This window comes from Sphingobium sp. WCS2017Hpa-17 (assembly GCF_031843765.1).
Classification (GTDB): Bacteria; Pseudomonadota; Alphaproteobacteria; order Sphingomonadales; family Sphingomonadaceae; genus Sphingobium.
The window spans coordinates 59618-78162 of sequence record NZ_JAVTIV010000008.1; the positions used below are offsets into that span (position 1 = coordinate 59618).

The following is an 18545-nucleotide window of genomic DNA, read 5'->3' on the forward strand; positions in this document are numbered from 1 at the left end:
GTAGATGGCCGGTCATGACCGACCTTCCTACGACTCCGCTGCATCTGGGCCAGACCAGTGCGCTGCCCGCCAGCCCCGAACAGGCCGTGCTGGACTATGTGCCCAATCCGCGCCCCGGTAAGCCCTATCTGGTGCGCTTTACCGCGCCGGAATTCACCTCGCTCTGTCCGGTGACCGGCCAGCCCGACTTCGCCCATCTGGTGATCGACTATGCTCCGGCCGAGACGATCGTGGAGTCGAAGTCGCTGAAGCTGTTCCTGGGGGCTTTCCGCAACCATGCCGCCTTTCATGAGGATTGCACCGTGGGCATCGGCCAGCGCCTGTTCGACGAGATGAAGCCGGTGTGGCTGCGTATCGGCGGCTATTGGTATCCGCGCGGCGGCATCCCGATCGACGTCTTCTGGCAATCCGATGTGCCGCCGTCAGGCTTGTGGCTGCCGGCGCAGGATGTGCCGGGGTACAGAGGGCGGGGATAAATTTGCGCTCTCGTTCACGATATTGGTTTGGCGGCATTCCTGTCGTAGTGCTCGCACTTCTGGGAATGTGGATCGTGACTAATTCTCTTCGCTTGGGCGCCGCTCAGGATGCTATCGAAGCTGTCGGTCGCGGTGAATATCAGACCAGAATTGCGTTCGGCCATTTTCTGTCAGCCTGCCCATTCGACCCGGTGACGGTGGAGTTCTGGGCGAATTGGGTCAATCAAGGTGAACGCCAAGGATATGTATGCGGTGGCGTACTGTTCCCTGCCCGTTTACATATCGTCCCATTCGATAATGGGTCGAATGGCGCATTTGATCACGGCTGACGATTCCGACATTCGCGTGGAAGTATCCTGTCTGACGAACGGCCGACAGGGTTCGACCAACGACATAGGCTATCGGAGAGTTCACTTGACCCGTGCAGCCAAACGGCCGATCCGACGTTCATGTGGCGCGTGATACTATCTCATGTCGCTTTCAAGACGTGTCGGAGTCTGAAACCCTATGTCCTTCAAGAAAATCCTGCCGCTGCTGATCGCGGCTGCCCCGGTCGCACTGGCGACGCCCGCATTGGCCCAGCCGGCCGCGCCCGCCGGCCCCGCCGCCGGGATCACGACGCAGCTTCCGCGCGGCGCGGCGCCCAGCCATTATGCGATCGAGGTGACGCCTGACGCCGCGAACCTGAAGTTTAGCGGCAAGGTGACGATCGATGTCACCGTCGCGACGGCGCTGCCGGCGCTGGTGCTGAACGCGGCGGACCTGACCGTCTCCACAGTCACGCTGACGCCCGCGAACGGCAAAGCCATCACCGGCACGGCGAAGGTCGATGCCGATGCGCAGACGGTCAGCTTCGATTTCGGCAAGCCGGTCGCGCCGGGGACGTACAAGCTGGACGTCGTCTACACGGGCATCATCAACCAGCAGGCCAATGGCCTGTTCGCGCTTGACTATACCGACAATGCGGGGGCGGCGAAGCGCGCGCTCTTCACCCAGTTCGAAGCGCCCGATGCCCGCCGCTTCGTGCCGAGCTTCGACGAACCAAGCTACAAGGCAACCTTCGACCTGTCGGCAATCGTCCCGGCGGATCAACTGGCGGTCGGCAACATGCCGGTCAAGGCAAGCAAGGATCTGGGCGGCGGCAAGAAGCTGGTGACGTTTGGCACCAGCCCCAAAATGTCGTCCTACCTGCTCTTCTTCGGCCTTGGCGAGCTGGACCGCGCGACCAAGATGGCGGGCAACACCGAAGTCGGGGTCATTACCGGCAAGGGTAATACGGGGAAGGCGCAACTGGCGCTCGATGCGTCGGCGGCGATCCTGCCCTATTATAACGATTATTTCGGCGTGCCCTTCCCGCTGCCCAAGCTCGACAATGTCGCCGGGCCGGGCCAGAGCCAGTTTTTCAGTGCGATGGAAAATTGGGGCGCGATCTTCACCTTCGAACGCACTTTGCTGGTCGATCCGCGCTTCACCTCGGAAGAAACCAAGCGGACCATCTACGAAGTCGCGGCCCATGAAATGGCGCACCAGTGGTTCGGCGATCTCGTCACCATGGCCTGGTGGGACGATCTGTGGCTGAATGAAGGCTTCGCCAGCTGGATGGCGACGAAGGTCACCGACAAGCTCAACCCCGAATGGGAAACTTTGCTGTCGCGCGTCGACGGGCGTGAGCGGGCGATGAGTCTCGATGCGCTCAAGACCACGCACCCGGTGGTGCAGAAAATCCATACGGTCGATGAAGTGAATCAGGCGTTCGACGCCATCACCTACCAGAAGGGCGAGGCCGTCATCACCATGCTGGAAGGCTATGCCGGCGAGGATGTGTGGAAGGCGGGCATCCAGTCCTATATGAAGGCCCATGCCTATGGGAACACCGTGACCGACGACCTGTGGAAGGCGGTCGAGGGTGCGGGGGCCAAGGGGCTGGTCAGCATCGCGCATGATTTTACCAGCAAGCCCGGCATTCCGTTGGTCAAGGTCGAAAGCGCCGTCTGTCAGGGCGGCAGCACCGTGCTGACGCTGAGCCAGAGCGAATATAGCCGCGACGCCAGAGACAAGGCGCCGCAAAGCTGGAACGTGCCGGTGAAGGCGCAGACGATGGGCGGTGAAGCGCAGCGCCTGATCCTGACCGGTGGCAAGGGGCAGATCACGCTGCCGGGCTGCGGCGCCTATGTCATCAATGCGGGACAGACGGGCTATTATCGCTCGCTCTATCCGGCGGCCAATGTGAAGGCTCTGGCCAAGGGCTTTGGCAATCTTGCGAGCATCGACCAGACCGGCCTGCTGGCGGATAATTTCCAGCTGGCGCTGGGTGGCTATCAGCCGATCGGCCTCGCGCTCGATCTTGTGGACGCGGTGCCGGCCAATGGTAGCCCCGCCGTGCTGGCCGAGGTGCCGTCCTATCTCAAGAGCAGCTATGACATGCTGGAGGGCGATGCCGCCGGGCGGTCGAAGGTTGCGGCCTATACGGCCAAGAAGCTGAACCCGGCGCTGGCCGCCATCGGCTATGATGCCAAGGCAGGCGAAGGGCCGCAGGTACCGGTGCTGCGCACCAGCCTTGTGTCCACGCTGGGCAGCATGGGCGACAAGGCGGTGGTGGCGGAAGCCAATAAGCGCTTCGCTGCGTTGGCGAGCAATCCGACGGCGCTCGACGGGCCGCTGCGCAATGTGTGGCTGGGCATCATCGCGGAAAATGCCGATCAGGCGACGTGGGACAAGCTGCGAGCGATGGCGAAGGGCGCGCAGAGCGACCTGGAGAAGAGCACCGTCTATGCGCTGTTGGGCAAGGCGAAGGACGAGAAATTGAGCGCGCAGGCGCTCGACCTCGCTTTGACCGACGAGCCGGGCAAGACGACCAGCGCGGCGATCATCAGTCAGGTGGGCGCAGCGCACCCGATGCAGGCGGTCGATTATGTGCTGGCGCACAAGGCGCAATATGAGGCGCTGATCGACGTATCGGCGCGCAGCCAAGCGCTGGCCCGTCTGGGCGGCGGATCGGCCGATCCGGTGATGGTGACCAAGCTGGACGCCTATGCGACCCAATATCTGACGCCGGACTCGCGCAAGGTGGTGGATCGCTCCATCGCCGCGATCCAGACGCGGATTGAGACGCGTGGCCGGCTGAAGGCGCCGACGGCGGCGTGGTTCGCAAAGAAATAAGCAACGGGATGGGCGGCTGGAAAGGCCGCCCTTCTTGATTCAGGCCAGGATGCGCCGTTCGCGGGCGGCGCGTTCCAGATTCTCGCGGAAATCGGGGTGGGCGATGGCGATGAGGGCGCGGGCACGCTCGGCCAGCGACTTGCCCTTCATGTCGGCCCAGCCATATTCCGTGACGACGATATGCGTGTCGGTGCGCGGCGTCGTCACCGGCCCGTCGAGCCAGGGGACGATGCGCGAAATCCTGCCCTTCGCCGCTGTGGAATGGCAGGCGATGATCGACCGGCCGCCCTTCGACGCATAGGCGCCGCGCACGAAATCGAGCTGGCCACCGGTGCCGCTATATTGGCGCCCGTTCATATATTCCGAATTGCACGCGCCGCTCAGGTCCATCTGGATCGTCGCATTGACCGACAGCACCCGGTCGTTCTGCGCGATGATATGGGGGGCGTTTACATGCTCGACCGGATGGGCGGCGACGGCCCCATTGTCATGGATGAAGTCGTAGAGCGACTGGTCGCCCATGGCGAAGGTGAACACCGATTTCCCCGGATGCAGCGCCTTGGCACTATTGTCGACCACGCCCGCGCGGATCAGGCTGACGAGGCCGGGGGTCAGCAATTCGGTGTGGATGCCCAGATGCTTGTGTCCCATCAGCGCGGCGCAGACCGCATCGGGCACTGCGCCGATCCCCATTTGCAGGCAGGCGCCATCCTCCACCATGGCCGCGATGATGGCGCCGATGGCATCGTCGGTGGCGTTGCGGGGCAGGGCGGGCACCTGACAGAGCGGGACATGGTTTTCGACCAGCGCCGTGACGTCCGACACATGGATCATGCAGTCGCCATGGACATAGGGCATGGCCGGGTTCACCTCCATGATCAGCCGCGCGCCGCTGCGCGCGAGCGCCAGCGCATAGTCGGCGTCCGTTCCCAGACTGAAACAGCCATTGGCGTCCATATTGGACACGGTGGTGATGAAGGTATCGGCGCCGACATGATCGGTCAGCATGCGGGGGATCTGGTGGAACTGGACCGGCAGCACGTCCAGAAGCGGTCCCTCTGCGTCGAGGCGCGCGGCGTCGGCGGCGCGCTCTATGCCGCCATGAAACAGGCTGACATGGCGGATGTGGTCGGCAAGGTCGGGGGACAGGATCGGCGCAGCCGACGTGGCGGGCGGTAGCATGGTGTAAATGCTGGCGTCGCGCAGGTCGCCGGCGCTGACCCGGTCGGCGAGCGCGGTAGCCAGCGCAGGCGGGAAACTGACGGCGAGGCCGGTGGCGATCTTTGCGCCGTTCGATATCAGCGCGACGGCCTGCTCCGCCGTCATCCGTTTTGCGTTATAGGTCGCCTTGATGGTCATGCCCTCTCCATGGCTCTTTCCAGCCTTGTCGCGCGGCGACGCGGAGAGGGCAATCCACCATTAGTGGGACGTCAGCGCGGCAGGCCCAGCGCCTTGACGATATCGTCCCAGGCGACCAGCTTGAAATTCTGGGCGGCCGCGGCGTTATGGCCGTCCTGCGCGATGAACAGCCCGCCGGGATAGGCCGGGCCGAAATCGCCGAGCATCAATTCGATACCGTCAGTTTCTTCCGATCCGCCGATGGCCCCATCGACCACGCGGAAGCGGCCGACATAGCTATCGTCGCTGATCCGGTAGGCGACATAGGCATTGTCGCCCTGGCTGGACACGAGGACATAGCCGTCCTTTTCACCGATCGGCGCGATGGCGACGCCTTCGGCATCCATGACGAGATTCTTGCCATCCGCCGCCGCGATCTTCGTCGGCGTGGTGGCACCGGTCGCGCGCGCATCGAACCGCCACAGGCCGACATCTTCCTCCGCCACATAGAGGATGCCGGTGCGATCATCCACGGCGCAGCCTTCCGACTGGGTGCCGAGTTTCATGGTGCGCACGATCTTGCCCGTGGGCGCTGCGTCCGATGCATCGAGCGCGACCTGATGGATCGTGCCGTCCTTGAGCACGATGAAGGCATAGGTGGCCTCCGGCGCCTGATACAGGCAGATGCCATAGGCTTCACCCTTGCCGGCATCGACCTTGCCCAGAGCGCTGATCCTGGCGGTGGCGGGGTCGAGGCGGAACAGGGCGAGTTTGGCGTTCAGCACGTCGTTGCGGTCGCTGGCGACGACGAGGATGCCGTTGTTGCCATTGATTACCACGCCGTCGCGCAGATCGACATTATTGACCCGGCCCGCGTCGAGAAAGTCGCGGGTCTTGCCGTCCAGGCCATAGACATAGAGGCCGGCCTTCTTGTCGGTGCCGACGATCAGGCTTTGCGCAGGATTGGCGGCGTTGCGCCAGATCGCCGGATCATCCGCCGCATCGGCATTGGGCGTGCCGACCGGCGCGGTTTCGCCGCGCGCGGTAACGTTGACCGCCGGGGTCGCGTTGGCGATGCGGACGGCGACCGGGACTTCCTGTTCTGCGGTGGCGCAGGCAGCAAGTGCAAGCAGGCTGGTCATGGAAAGGGCGAAACGCGTCATCATGCTGATCCTCACTTGCCGCGCGCGACGCATTTGCCGCCGTCCGGGCCGATATTGCCGGTACAGGTGCGTACCGCGATGGTGGGTTCGCTCGTATCGGTCAGGTGATTGCCATCGGCGCGCTTTTCCAGATCGAAGCCGTCATACAGCTTGCCCGATGCGGTGAATGTGCGGAATTTCAGGCGATCGCCATCCACATCCACGACCTGATAGAGTTCGGTCGCTTCGGCTGTCTTGTCCGGCTGGGTACGGGCGCGATCGTTGAGGCCGTACATTTTCGAGCCGGTGACGGAGACGAGATAGACAGGCCCTTGGATCGCGCCGTCCTTGCGTGCCTGTGCGGAGGCTTCACGGCCTGCTTCGGAGGTCAGGCGGCTGTAGCAATGATCATGGCCTTGCAGCACCAGATCGACCTTGCGCTTGTCGAAGACAGGCTTCCACGCGGCTTTGACTTCCGCCGTGTCCTGCGGGCGGGCGCAGGTGAAGACGGGCTGGTGGAACAGCACGACATTCCATTTCGCCTTGCTGGAGGCGAGCGTGGCGTCCAGCCATTTCGTCTGTTGCGTCATGGTGCCCAGATCGATGGCCGAGGTGCCATCGAGGATGATGAAGCGCACGCCCTGATAATCGACGTAATAGGTGGTCTTCAGGCCCGGCACGCCATTGTCCGGCAACGCGAATTGCAGCGGGAAATAGGGACCAAGCTGGCGGCTTTCCTTGCCATCGGGCAGCGTCACGTCGACATATTCATGATTGCCGGTCGCGGGCAGTTGCGGGACGATCGACCAGTTATAGCCGGCTGCCTGATTGAATTCGCCCCATTCGTCGTCATGGTCGAGATCGTCGCGTTGCGCGGCGAGGTCGCCGGCATGGGCGACCAGTTCGATCCCGCCATTGGCGTGGAATGCCTGACGGATGACGCGGCTGGCATAGGTCAATATGCCGTTCTGGATATCGCCCAGATAGAGGAAGCGGAAGGGCTTCGCCTCAGCCGCCGCCGTGCGGAATTGCAGCCATTCGCTCCAGCCCGCGCTGCCCTTCAGCCGATAGGCATAAACGGTGTCGGGCGTGAGATTGTCGAAGCGGATCTGGTGATAGAGGGCCGGGCCATTGGCGCTGTCCTTTGCGGTGCCAGCGGGACCGCTGATGGTCGTCGCCTTTTCCTCCAGCGTGGGACCATCGACGGAGATGGCGATCTGCGCCTCGCTGGCGGTCTGGGCCGCGTCGGTACGGTAGGCGACCGCCATGCCGCGCGACGGATCGGCGGCGGGGGTCAGCATGATGCGGTCGGGCAGATTGCGCGCCGCATAGGGCGTGCCGGTCGAGCGTGGGATGGGCGGCGTGGCGGGTTGTGCTGCCAGCGGGGCGGCGCTCGCCATCAGAAGTGTGGCGATGGACAGTCGAAGCATCATGGCCTCCGTAAAACGGGACTTGCCGGCCGCGCAAGGGCGCGACCGGCAAGCAGGGAAATGGACAGGGATCAGAAGCTGGCGGTGACGCCGAACTTCGCGGTCCAGTTATATTCCTCGAACTGCAACAGGCGCTTGCCGCCGGCATAGTTCTGATAGGCGAAATAGGGTTCGTTGCCGACGTTGATCCATTCCGCGAACACCCGCACGCCCGGTGCGAGGCGATATTTGGCGCTCAGGTCGATCTGGAAATGATTGTCGACATAGCGGTCTTCTTCCGGCTTGCCGCCGACTTCGTCCAGATATTTGTCGCGATAGGTGCCCGCCGCGCGCAGCGAGATCGGACCCTTTTCATAGCCCAGGACGAGGTTGAACGTATTCTTGGACGAGGACATCAGCGGAATGATGCGCGGATCGGCGATGTCGCCGTCGGTCAGCACCGTGCCCTTGGCATCGGTATAGGTGTAGTTGGCGTTGACCAGCAGGCCGTCGAACGGTGCGGGCAGGAAGCTCATCACCTGGCTGTAGGAGACTTCGAAGCCCTTCACCTTGGCCTTGTCGCCGTTGATGAAGCTGGTCAGTTCCGAATATTCGACGCCATAGAGCGTGCCGCTGGTCCGGGTGCGCTGTTCGACGACGAAGTCCTTGATCGACTTCCAGAAGAAGCCGCCGGTCAGCGCGGCATTGGTGCCGAAATACCATTCGGCCGACAGGTCGGCGTTCCAGGCACGATAGGGGTTGAGCGCCGGGTTGCCGGTTTCGGCTTCCAGATCCTCATTGATGGTGAAGCGCGGCGTCAGGCTCGACAGGTTCGGACGGACCAGGCTCTTATAGACGCCGGCACGCAGCACGACGTTGCGGACCGGTTCATAGCGCACGGTCAAGCTGGGCAGCCAGTCGGTATAGTTGCGCACGAAGCGGTTGGGCGTGACGAAGACGGTGTCCTCGGTCAGTTCCGTGCCCTGATATTCTGCGCCTTCTTCCAGGAACTGGGTCAGCTTGGCGCGGATGTCGTTGCGCGTCTGCTCCATGCGGACGCCGCCGATGATGCGCAGCTTGTCGCTGTCCCAACGGCCCATCAGGTAGGTGGCGAGGATATCTTCCTTCACCGAATAGTCGGACGAGTTGGAATTGATCGCCGTATCGATCGGGTTCAGCTCGAAATTGTCGCGATTATCGTTGAAGAAATCGGTCGGGCCGGTGTGGCTGGGCAGCGGCAGGATATCCTGGATGCGGTAGGTCTGGCCGCCCAGAACGTCCGCCAGCGTATAGTCGCCGTCGTAGCCGTCATAGGTGACTGCATCGAGATTGTAGCTCTTCTTGCGCCAGCGCGCCTTCATGCCGGCCTGCACGGTGAAGGTGCCGGCGTCCGATGCGAAGGCGCGGGAAATGTCGCCCTTGATCGCATATTCGCGGTCGCGCGAGTCCGACAGGACGGTCTGTTCCAGCTCGTTGAAGGCATAGCTGGTAGGATCGTAGAAGGCGTCCGCGCCGCTGCCGCTGACGGTGAAGGTCGGCTTGCGCGGATTGGCATAGTTGAAGCCTACGGTCAGGTCGTCGCCTTCGCGGAACCGGGCGCGGAAGCGGGTCGGGTCGACCGAGCCGTTCTCACGCTCGCTGGCTTCCGACCAGCTGCCCGAATAGGTCATTTTCCACGGGCCGGTGTTGGTTTCGCCACCCAGCGTCAGCGACTTGATCTTCTGCTTTTCGAACCGGTCCTTCATGCGGCGGCGCACTTGAATCTCGCCGTCTTCCGATGAGAATTCCGCACTGGTCGCGGTCGAGGCGTTGGGCGCTTCGTCCATGATCAGGATCACGTCGCCGCGATATTCCTGGTCCTCGAACTGGCTGTAGATGCCGCGCGCATAGAGCTTGGTCGTGTCGGTCGCCAGCCAGTCGAGGCTGAGCGTCCCGCCGATCCGCTTCCGTTCTACATCATAGTCGCGATACTGGACTTCGGCGGCATAGGCGTTGCCATTGTCGTCCGTGGCCCAGTCGGTCGCTTCGATATTGTCGCTTTCGAACTTGCGCTTGTAATAGCTGGCGCCGCCCGCGATGCCCAGCCGATCGGTCAGGCGGGTCGAAAAGTCGAAGCTGCCCTTGGGCGTCAGCGCGTCGGCGAACTCGTTATAGCTGCCCTCCAGCTTGACCGAATAAAGATCCTTCTTGCGGTCGAAGGCGCTGGTCGTGTTGATTTCGATCGAGGCGCCGATCGTGTCGCCGTCCATGTCGGGCGTCAGCGACTTCTTGATTTCGATCGATTCGATCAGTTCGGACGGGATGACGTCCAGCGCGACCTGGCGCGTGTCGCTTTCCGGCGCCGGCAGGCGGGTGCCGTTGATCGACGCGGCGTTGAGCGAGGGGTCAAGGCCACGGACCGACACGAAGCGGCCTTCGCCCTGATCGTTCAGAATGTTGACGCCGGGCAGGCGACGCAGCGATTCAGCAACGTTCTGGTCGGGGAACTGGCCGATGGCGTCGCGGGTCAGGACACTTTCGACGCCGTCCGCCGCGCGCTGGCGAGACAGGGCCGAAGCCTGATTAGCGACCTGACCGACGACGATGATCGAGCTGTCGATGTCGGAACCGATGCGGATGTCGGCATCGATGTCGCCGCTGGCCGGAACGACCACGGTGGTGCGAACCGGATCGGCGCCGACATAGCGGGCTTCGATCGTGTAGGTGCCGGGGGCGACGTCGGGGAAGCGGTAGGAGCCGTCACGGCCGGCTTCGGCGACGCGGCCATTTTCGACGATGCGCAGCTGGGTGGACTGGAGCGCGCGGGTGCCGGTGCCGTCGGAGACGGTGCCGGTGATGGTGCCGGCAAGGGCGGCGGCCGGCGTGGCAAGCGCGATGACGATGGCGGCGCGGCTGACGCCACGGAGGATGCGACTCATGATGGACTCCCTGTTGGCGAGGGGGTCCATCCGCATAAGCTGCGACGCCCCCATCGCTTCGGGGCGCCACTGCGGGTCTTTCCTTACAGCTTCATGCCGTTTTCGTTACATATTCGTGAAATGGCGCTTGTTACAAAATATTACAAAGGGTCGGAGGCCCAGCGCTTGAGGCGCGCATAGAGCCCTGCGATCACGCCGGCGAACACCAGGATGGCGAGCGGCACGGACCAGTGATTTTCGGCCACCAGCGCCAGCGGTGCGTCGCTGTCGGTGCTGGCGACGATGCCGGCGAAGGCAACGCCGAACAGGCTTTCGCCAACGATGAAGCCGGTCGCCATCAATACGCCCATGCGCTCGGCAAATTCCGGGTTCGCCTGACGCAGCGCCCAGCGATTGTAGAGATGGCCGACCAGCGCGCCGACCGGGATCAGCAGCGTCAGCGCCATCGGCAGATAGATGCCCATGCCGACCGCGAGCGGGGGCAGGCGCAGCTTGCCGGACTTGCCCAGCAATTCGTCGATCGCGATCACCACCACGCCGATGCCGGCGCCGATGCCGATCAGCTTCCAGTCGAGGTCGCCGCCCAGCACACCCTTGGCCAGTGCGGAGATCAGCGCGGCCTGCGGCGCGGGCAGGGCGTTGGGGCCGGCACCCGGTGCGCCGGCGAAACCGAAGGCGCTGTTCAGCAGGTCGAGTACGGGCGGGATCACCAGCGCGCCGAACAACACGCCCAGGATCAGGGCGATCTGCTGCTTCCAGGGCGTCGCGCCGACCAGCTGGCCGGTCTTGAGATCCTGCAAATTGTCGTTCGAGATGGTCGCGATGCCGAAGATGATGGCGGTGGTGAACAGCGCATAGGCGATCAGCGCCTGCGTCTGCGAAGGATCGCCATGGCCCGACCCGTAGATCGCCGCCAGCAGCAGCGACGCGCCCAGCACAGCGAGGATACCGACGCCCGAAATCGGGCTGTTCGACGCGCCGATCAGACCTGCCATATAGCCGCAGACCGACGCGATGACGATGCCGGCGACCAGCACATAGGCCAGTGTCAGGCCGATCACCGGTACCGGATTGGCGGCGATCGGGCCACCCTGTGCAAAGACCCAGAGCAGGATGCCGATGGGCAGCAGCGCGGCAAGGATGGTGCCGCCGACGATGCCGATCGGCAGGTCGCGCTCGGTAATGTCGAGGCTGGCGGCATTGCCGGACTTGCGCGCGGCATTGGCAACCAGCGCGGACCGGATGCCGCTGACGATGGGGCCAAGGATCTTGAGCAGGGTCCAGATCGCCGCGATGCCGATCGTGCCGGCACCGATGAAGCGCGCCTTCATACGGAAAGCGGTGCCGACGATGTCGGACAGTTCAGCGCCGGTCGGCAGCGGCGAGGTGAGATAAGGGACGAGGCCGACCCAGCTGATCAGCAGGCCGATGAACATGGCGACGCCCACCGACAGGCCGACCAGATGGCCGACGCCGATCAGCGCCATGGAGAAGCTGGTGGAGACGGATGTCGCACCCGCGCCGAACTTGAAGAAAGTGGCGGCTTCCTCGGCCAGGATGCGGGTCTTGGCAATGATGGAGAAGCTGGCGGCGGCGACCGCGCTGGCGACGATGGCAGCGAGGCCGCGCTTATTTTCTTCGAGGCCCTCGCGCGAACCGGCACCGACCTTCAGCACTTCGGCGGCGGCGACGCCTTCGGGATAGGGCAGATCCGATCCGGTGACGAGCGCACGGCGCAGCGGCACCGAATACATCACGCCCAATATGCCGCCCAGCGCGATGGTGCAGGCGGAAAGCCAATAAGGGAAACCCTGCCACCAGCCGATGATGACGAGCCCCGGCAGCACGAAGATGATCGCCGAGAGCGTGCCAGCAGCCGACGCGATGGTCTGGACGATGTTGTTTTCCAGGATCGTACCGGTCGCGAACAGGCGCAGCACCGCCATGGAGATGACGGCGGCGGGGATCGAGGTCGCGAAGGTCAGGCCGATCTTCAGTCCCAGATAGACGTTCGCCGCCGTGAAGACGAGGGTGATGAGCGCGCCGAGTATGACCCCGCGCAGCGTCAGTTCGGCCATGGCGTGGGTTTGCGCACCCTGGCCTTTTGCGTCCGTCATCTCTCTCAATCCTTGGCTTGGCAGCTTCTATCAAACGGCTGGTAATAATCTTGCTTGGGCTTGGATCAATCGGAAAGTGGAATCAGGAGGCGTTTCGCGCCGTCGTGGCCGGAGGCAGATGGTCCAGCCAGTTGTCGACCAGGCTCGTCCAGCGCTGATAGCCGCGCGCATTCATATGTAATCCGTCAGGTCTGAAGAGCGAGGCATCGGGCAGGCCGTCGCTGGCCAGCAGCACCGTGCCGACATCCAGATAGTCGAACCCGTCCGCCTTCGACCGTGCGGCGATGGCGACGTTGACCTGCGCCATCCTGGGCCGCAATGTCCAGCGGATCGGGCTGGGTTTCAGCGACAGCCAGGCGATCGAAGCGCGCGGATAGTCGGCCCGCAATTTCCTGAGCAGCGTCAATATATCGCGCGACACGGCCTCGGGCGACGTGCCGGCGGCCAGATCATTCTCGCCGACATAGACGACCACCGACCGGGGCGGAACGGGCGGCAGCAGTCGCTTGTAATAATGTAGCACATGGGCCGTGGTGGCGCCGCCAAAGCCGCGATTGACCGTACCGATATCATGGAAGCTGCCCGCTATGTCCCAGAGACGTATGCTGGAACTGCCCAGAAACAGGGTCGCGTCGCGCACCGGCAATCCGGCGCTATTCGCCTTGGCGAAGGCCTCTATTTCCCGCGAGAAGGGGAAAGTCGGATCGGCATTCGGGGCAGCAGCGACGGGTGCAGGCGCAGGGGCGGCCACCGCGACCGCCGGCGCTGCGTAAGCGCACAGCAGCGCGGCCGGCGCCTTCCACCAACCGGCGGCCATCGCCTTAATGGCGGTGGAGCGGGCGCAGATTATATTTGCCGTCCGCATAGCTGCCGAACATGCCGGTGATGGCGGGGTGATCGACCGGCTCGTCGCTGTCATCGGCCGCCAGATTCTGTTGGCTGACATAGGCGACATAGCTGGATTCGCCATTTTCGGCGAGCAGGTGATAGAAAGGCTGCTGCTTGTCGGGCCGGGCATGTTCGGGGATCGCTTCATACCATTGCTCGCTGTTGGCGAAGACCGGATCGATATCGAACACGACGCCACGGAAGCCGAACATGCGGTGCTTGACCACATCGCCGATGCTGAAGCGGGCATGGACGATCGGCGGGGCGGTGATGCCGGTGCCGGAAATCTGAATCGTGTCTCTCATGTGACCAATTTAGGAGCCTGCCCGGCGGACACAAGAAAAATACCGGAAAGACCGCTTGGCAAGTGCGAAATCATTCGCTAATGGCCGCCCCTCGACCGGGAACGCAGCGCTTTCAACAGCCTGCCGGACCTTCTGCGGAGAGGTGGCAGAGTGGTCGAATGTACCGCACTCGAAATGCGGCGTGCCCTAGCGGGTACCGTGGGTTCGAATCCCACCCTCTCCGCCACTTACTTTTCTCAATAGATGTCATATCGCCTCGAAAAGCGCAGAAATGCGTTATTTCTTGCGCGCCTTCATTCTCGTTCTCTCTTCCTTGTGAAAGATCGAACGATCTGGGGCATCAATTTGCGTGAATATAGTCTTCCTTCACCCACCGGCCATAGAAGTTGCCGCTGGACCGCGATCTCTGAGCGGTTATGATCTAAACCTGACATTATTGCAGCGATCTACGGTTGCCCCTGGACCGGTCTGGCAGTTAACAAGTGTCAGTACGCACCAGATAAGGGCGACGCTCCGGCGTCGCCTTTTTTGTGATTGCTTGACCGGACAGGCGGCCTGCTGATCTTTTCCTTTGGCTTTCTGGCGATAGACGGATCATGCTGATAATATGATCGGCTGCTGCTGTGCCGCCGTCGCGACAAAGTGGCGCTTAGGCAGGATTGTCGGTGTTTGACACTTCGTCGTTCGATACTCCTCATATCACAATTGATAATCATTATCATTTCCTGTAGCTGATCCGCAGAGGTCATCCGGAGACGATCGTGAGCAGCGCAGTCGCACCATCTGCGATCGGCCAACTATATGCCGACCATCATCATTGGTTGGTGCGCTGGCTACAGGCGCGGACGCGATGCCCGCATTGGGCGCTGGACGTATCGCAGGAGACATTCTGCCGGCTGATCGAGAAGGGATTGCCGTCCCCTCTGCGTGACGCACGATCCTATCTGGCCGTGGTCGCACGGCGGTTGCTGGTCGATGATATCCGGCGGCGGGATCTGGAGCAGGCGCTGGCGGATGCGGCGGCTCTGCTGGGCGGGCATGTGGAGGAACTGACGCCGGACCGGATCGTCGAGGCGGTGCAGATGCTCGAAGGGCTGATGGCGCTTCTGGCGGGACTGCCTGCGGATGTGCGCGAAGCCTTTCTGCTGCGCCGGGTGGATCGTCTTGGCCATGCCGAGATCGCCGCGCGTCTTGGCATCAGCGACCGTACCGTCAAGCGTCATGTCGCCCGCGCCTATACGCTCTGCTACGTCCTCGCTTTCGGCGAGGATTGACCATGGCCGCCGGGACAGCCCCGACCCCCGCCATGATTGGCCGGGCCGCGCAATGGGCGGCCGAACTGGACGGGGACGATGTAACCGCCGCCCGGCGCGCGGCCTGCGAATCCTGGTGCGCGCAGGATGCACGGCACCGGCTGGCGTTCGAGCGGATGCGCGCGCTGGACCAGCGGTTCGCCGACATGGGGCCGGTCGAGCGGACGGCCCTGTCCAGAGCCGCCCGGCGTCGTGCGAAGCCCCGGACCATGGCGGCCGGCCTTGCGACGCTGTTGTTGCTGATCGGGGCGGTCTGGCTGGCTGGCCACAGCCTGTTGGGGCGGCAATATTTTCCCGACCTGCGCACCGCGCCCGGCGATTTGCGCGAACTCGCGCTGGAGGACGGGTCGCGCTTGCATGTCGATACCGACACGGCGCTGTCGCGTGCGCTGACGGGGGACGAAAGGCGGGTCAGCCTGTTCCGCGGGCGTTTGATGGCACAGGTTGCCCGCGATCCGGCCCGGCCGTTCGTCGTGGAAACGACCGATGGGACGGCCACGGCGCTGGGCACGCGCTTCAGCGTCGCGCGCGATGCCAGCGGCACGATCGTCACCGTGATCGAATCGCGCGTGCGGGCCTGCGCGACGGCATGGACGCGGCAGGCCTGCATCGACCTGGGCGCCGGCGACCGGGCGCGGCTGTCGGATGGCGTGGTAGAGCGGCTGCCCGCTGTCGATGGCGAGCACGCCTCCGCCTGGAGCAAGGGCTGGCTGGAGGCCGACGATATGCCGCTGGTCGCGGTATTGGCGGAACTCAATCGCTATCGTGCGCGCCCGATCCGTTTCGATCCCGCCGCTCTGGCCGGCATCCACATCACCGGCAGCTATCCCCTGCGCGAGAGCGACCGGGCGCTGGCCGCCATCGCCGCGACCAGTGGCCTGTGGATCAGCCAGTCGGGCGAGGATCGCATGATTTCGCGCGATCCGTGATTTTTTGCCGGAGCCCTGTCCCTTTTCCCGTCCGGCGTCCGTCCCCGTTGCGACCATCGCATCAAACGGGGGATTTATGACCATCATTCAGGCTTCATCGCTGCGCGTGCTGGCGCTGTGCCTGGCGGCCGGGCAGGCGCTGCCGGTCGCAGCACAGGCGCAGGCCGCCACCACGCAGCAATTTGACATCGCCGCCGGCCCGCTGGGGGCCGCCATCGCCCGGCTTGGCCGGCAGGCGGGCATCGTGGTTGCGGTCGATCCGGCTCTCGTGCGTGGCAAGCAGTCGAAGGGGCTGCGCGGCGCCTATGCGGCGGAGCAGGCGCTGGGGCGGCTGCTCGCGCCGGCGGGCCTGCGCGCGCAGGCGGATGGTCGCGGCGGCTATCGCGTCCTGGGCGCCCCGGCGACGCCTGTCGCCACCCGCGCCGCCTATCAGCCGGCCTCCGCCAGCCATGCGGCGGTGCCGGCTCCGGCGCCGCTGGATGACGGCTATGCCGATGCCGCCATCACCGTCGTCGGCGCACTGACCGACGTGGAGATTGACGAGAAGCAGATCGAATTTCGTCAAGCCAGCACGCTGTCCGACCTGTTCCGGCAGGTGCCTTCCGTAACGGTCGGGGGATCGCTGGGCATCGCGCAGAAAATCTATGTGCGCGGCCTGGAAGACAGCATGCTCAACGTCACCGTCGACGGGGCGCCGCAACGCGGCACGTTGTTCCACCATATCGGCCGGGTCTCGATCGAGCCGGAACTGCTCAAGACGGTCGACGTCAAGGCCGGGTCGGGCGAAGCGACGTCGGGCTTCGGCGCGATCGGTGGCGCCATACGGTTCCAGACCCGCGATGCGGACGACCTGCTGCTGCCCGGCCAGAGCGTGGGCGGCATGGCCAAGGCGGGCTGGTTTTCCAATGACGGGTATAAGCTGAGCGCGACCCTCTATGGCAAGCTGGTCGGCGACATCGGCATCATCGGCTCCTATACCTATGTCGACCGCGACAATATGGACGATGGCGACGGCAACCCACTATATGGCACGGCGGCCACGCAGAAGCTGGGCTTCGTCAAGGTCGGCGGCGATCTGGGTGGCGGGCACCGCCTGTCGCTCAGCTATGAGCAGCGCGACGAGAAGGCGTCCTTCGGCCAGCGTCCCAACTGGCCGGTGCTGGCCGGCGACCCGCTGTTCCCCGCCAAGGGCAAGCGCCAGACGGCCACGCTCAACTATGGCTTTTCGCCGGCGGATGGCATCGACCTGGAAGCGACCGGTTACTGGACGCGGTCGCGCTTCATCCAGGATCGTTATGATCGCTGGGGGCTTTATGGCGCGACGATCCGCTCGGCCGGATTCGATGCGCGTGCCCGTTTCCGGCAGGCCGGCCACGACCTGATCGTCGGCGCGGAATATCGCAATGACAAGGTCGTCAGCCAGTATCTGGAGGATGTCAGCGTCTGGGGCGATTGGGCATGGGACGCCTCGGTTGGCCGCTTCGAGGAAAAGGGCACCGTGCTGGGCCTCTACGCGCAGGATCACTGGACTATCCTTGATCCGCTGACGCTGAGCTACGGTCTGCGCTACGACGCCTATGACCTTACGCAGGTCACCTATCGCGATGGCGCACACAGCGACGGATTGAGCTGGAACGCTGGTCTGCGCTACGAGATTTTCGACGGACTGGCGCTCAGCGGCAGCTTTGCCGAGGCGTTTCGCGGCAAGGAGATTGGCGACGCCTTCACCCTGGAGCGGCGTCCCGGCCGCATCTCGCTCCAGCCCGGCCTGCGGCCCGAACGGGTCGACAATATCGAGGCGGGCGCCTCGTTCGAGCGGGGCGGGCTCAAACTGTCGGCGGTCTGGTATGACATGCGGATCAAGGATGTAATCCTGGACCAGATCGGTAATGGCCCTGCTCCGCAGGCCCCCAATTATCATGAAAATGTCGGCCGGTTCAAAGCCAAGGGCGTGGAACTGCGCGCCGGCTATGCCACCGGGCCTTTCTCGATCGACGCCTATTTCAACCATTATCGCTCGCGCCTGAACGGCGACATGATCGAGGGCTATGAACATATCGGCCTTGGCACATCGGTCGGTGACAACTGGAATGTGACCGCCGGTTACAAGCCTTCGCCATCGCTCGGCTTCGAGGTGAGCGTCACCCATTATAACGACCTCAACAATATCGAGGTGCTTCAGCGCAATGTCGAGATCGGCTGGGCGGACACGACGCAGTTCGTGGACAAGCCTGGCTATACGGTGGTCGATATCTTCGGCCGCTGGCAGCCGTTCAGGACGGAGCGGCTGACTCTGCTGGCCGGCGTGTATAATTTGTTCGACATCAATTATCGCGCCCATGCCAGCGTCGCCGACTATACCGCCATCCCCGATTTCGAGGGCGTGGTCGGCGTGCGCGACCCGGGCCGCGACATTCGCCTGACGGCCTCCATACGCTTCTGACCATGGGCGGTGCGGCGCTGGCAGCGATGCTTCTGTATCGGTGTCGGCGCTTGCTCCATGGCGCCGGGCCGTGCATGTCCGCCGCAGCATGGGCGAAACGGAAAGACC

The 18545-nt window shown here is 63.9% G+C and carries 13 protein-coding genes and 1 tRNA gene; 7 read left to right on the forward strand and 7 right to left on the reverse strand.

Translation table 11 applies throughout. The annotated features are described in order from the left end of the window. The first annotated feature begins 14 nt into the window (after positions 1 to 14). From queF to RQH62_RS13280, 3 genes are all read left to right on the forward strand, one after another. Positions 15 to 476, forward strand: a complete 462-nt coding sequence (gene queF, locus RQH62_RS13270) for a preQ(1) synthase (protein WP_311269217.1) — start codon at positions 15 to 17, stop codon at positions 474 to 476. A gap of 65 nt (positions 477 to 541) precedes the next feature. Beyond that, on the forward strand, positions 542 to 805 hold the full coding sequence (locus RQH62_RS13275; protein WP_311269218.1) for a hypothetical protein: 264 nt from the start codon (positions 542 to 544) through the stop codon (positions 803 to 805). Positions 806 to 983: 178 nt separating this feature from the next. Further along, positions 984 to 3635: a M1 family metallopeptidase gene (locus tag RQH62_RS13280; protein ID WP_311269219.1), complete on the forward strand. Its 2652-nt coding sequence runs from the start codon at positions 984 to 986 to the stop codon at positions 3633 to 3635. A gap of 39 nt (positions 3636 to 3674) precedes the next feature. Here RQH62_RS13280 and RQH62_RS13285 read toward each other — a convergent pair whose 3' ends face one another. The 7 genes from RQH62_RS13285 to hspQ all read right to left on the reverse strand — a co-directional run bounded on the left by RQH62_RS13285 (position 3675) and on the right by hspQ (position 13752). Further along, positions 3675 to 4994 carry an acetyl-CoA hydrolase/transferase C-terminal domain-containing protein gene (locus RQH62_RS13285; protein WP_311269220.1) on the reverse strand — a complete coding sequence of 440 codons (1320 nt, stop codon included), beginning with the start codon at positions 4992 to 4994 and terminating at the stop codon, positions 3675 to 3677. A gap of 71 nt (positions 4995 to 5065) precedes the next feature. Next, positions 5066 to 6139, reverse strand: a complete 1074-nt coding sequence (locus RQH62_RS13290) for a phytase (RefSeq protein ID WP_311269221.1) — start codon at positions 6137 to 6139, stop codon at positions 5066 to 5068. A gap of 8 nt (positions 6140 to 6147) precedes the next feature. Beyond that, a complete protein-coding gene (locus RQH62_RS13295; RefSeq protein ID WP_311269318.1) occupies positions 6148 to 7545 on the reverse strand; it encodes a metallophosphoesterase family protein in 1398 nt (465 codons plus the stop codon). 71 nt (positions 7546 to 7616) lie between these two features. After that, positions 7617 to 10442, reverse strand: coding sequence for a TonB-dependent receptor (locus tag RQH62_RS13300; protein WP_311269222.1), 2826 nt, complete (start codon positions 10440 to 10442; stop codon positions 7617 to 7619). Positions 10443 to 10582: 140 nt separating this feature from the next. Then, positions 10583 to 12520: an OPT family oligopeptide transporter gene (locus RQH62_RS13305; RefSeq protein ID WP_311269319.1), complete on the reverse strand. Its 1938-nt coding sequence runs from the start codon at positions 12518 to 12520 to the stop codon at positions 10583 to 10585. Between the two features lie 121 nt (positions 12521 to 12641). Beyond that, a complete protein-coding gene (locus RQH62_RS13310) occupies positions 12642 to 13424 on the reverse strand; it encodes a GDSL-type esterase/lipase family protein (RefSeq protein ID WP_311269223.1) in 783 nt (260 codons plus the stop codon). Further along, on the reverse strand, positions 13381 to 13752 hold the full coding sequence (gene hspQ / locus RQH62_RS13315; protein ID WP_311269224.1) for a heat shock protein HspQ: 372 nt from the start codon (positions 13750 to 13752) through the stop codon (positions 13381 to 13383). The genes RQH62_RS13310 and hspQ overlap by 44 nt, the downstream gene beginning before the upstream one ends. 136 nt (positions 13753 to 13888) lie before the next feature. Here hspQ and RQH62_RS13320 point away from each other — a divergent pair. The 4 genes from RQH62_RS13320 to RQH62_RS13335 all read left to right on the forward strand — a co-directional run bounded on the left by RQH62_RS13320 (position 13889) and on the right by RQH62_RS13335 (position 18437). Next, positions 13889 to 13978, forward strand: a tRNA-Ser gene (locus RQH62_RS13320). A 535-nt stretch (positions 13979 to 14513) separates the two neighbouring features. Then, positions 14514 to 15026 carry a sigma-70 family RNA polymerase sigma factor gene (locus tag RQH62_RS13325; protein ID WP_311269225.1) on the forward strand — a complete coding sequence of 171 codons (513 nt, stop codon included), beginning with the start codon at positions 14514 to 14516 and terminating at the stop codon, positions 15024 to 15026. Between the two features lie 2 nt (positions 15027 to 15028). Continuing rightward, positions 15029 to 15994 carry a FecR domain-containing protein gene (locus RQH62_RS13330; protein ID WP_311269226.1) on the forward strand — a complete coding sequence of 322 codons (966 nt, stop codon included), beginning with the start codon at positions 15029 to 15031 and terminating at the stop codon, positions 15992 to 15994. Positions 15995 to 16070: 76 nt separating this feature from the next. Continuing rightward, complete coding sequence (locus RQH62_RS13335) at positions 16071 to 18437, forward strand: TonB-dependent receptor domain-containing protein (RefSeq protein WP_311269227.1); 2367 nt, start codon at positions 16071 to 16073, stop codon at positions 18435 to 18437. The last annotated feature ends 108 nt before the right edge of the window (positions 18438 to 18545 follow it).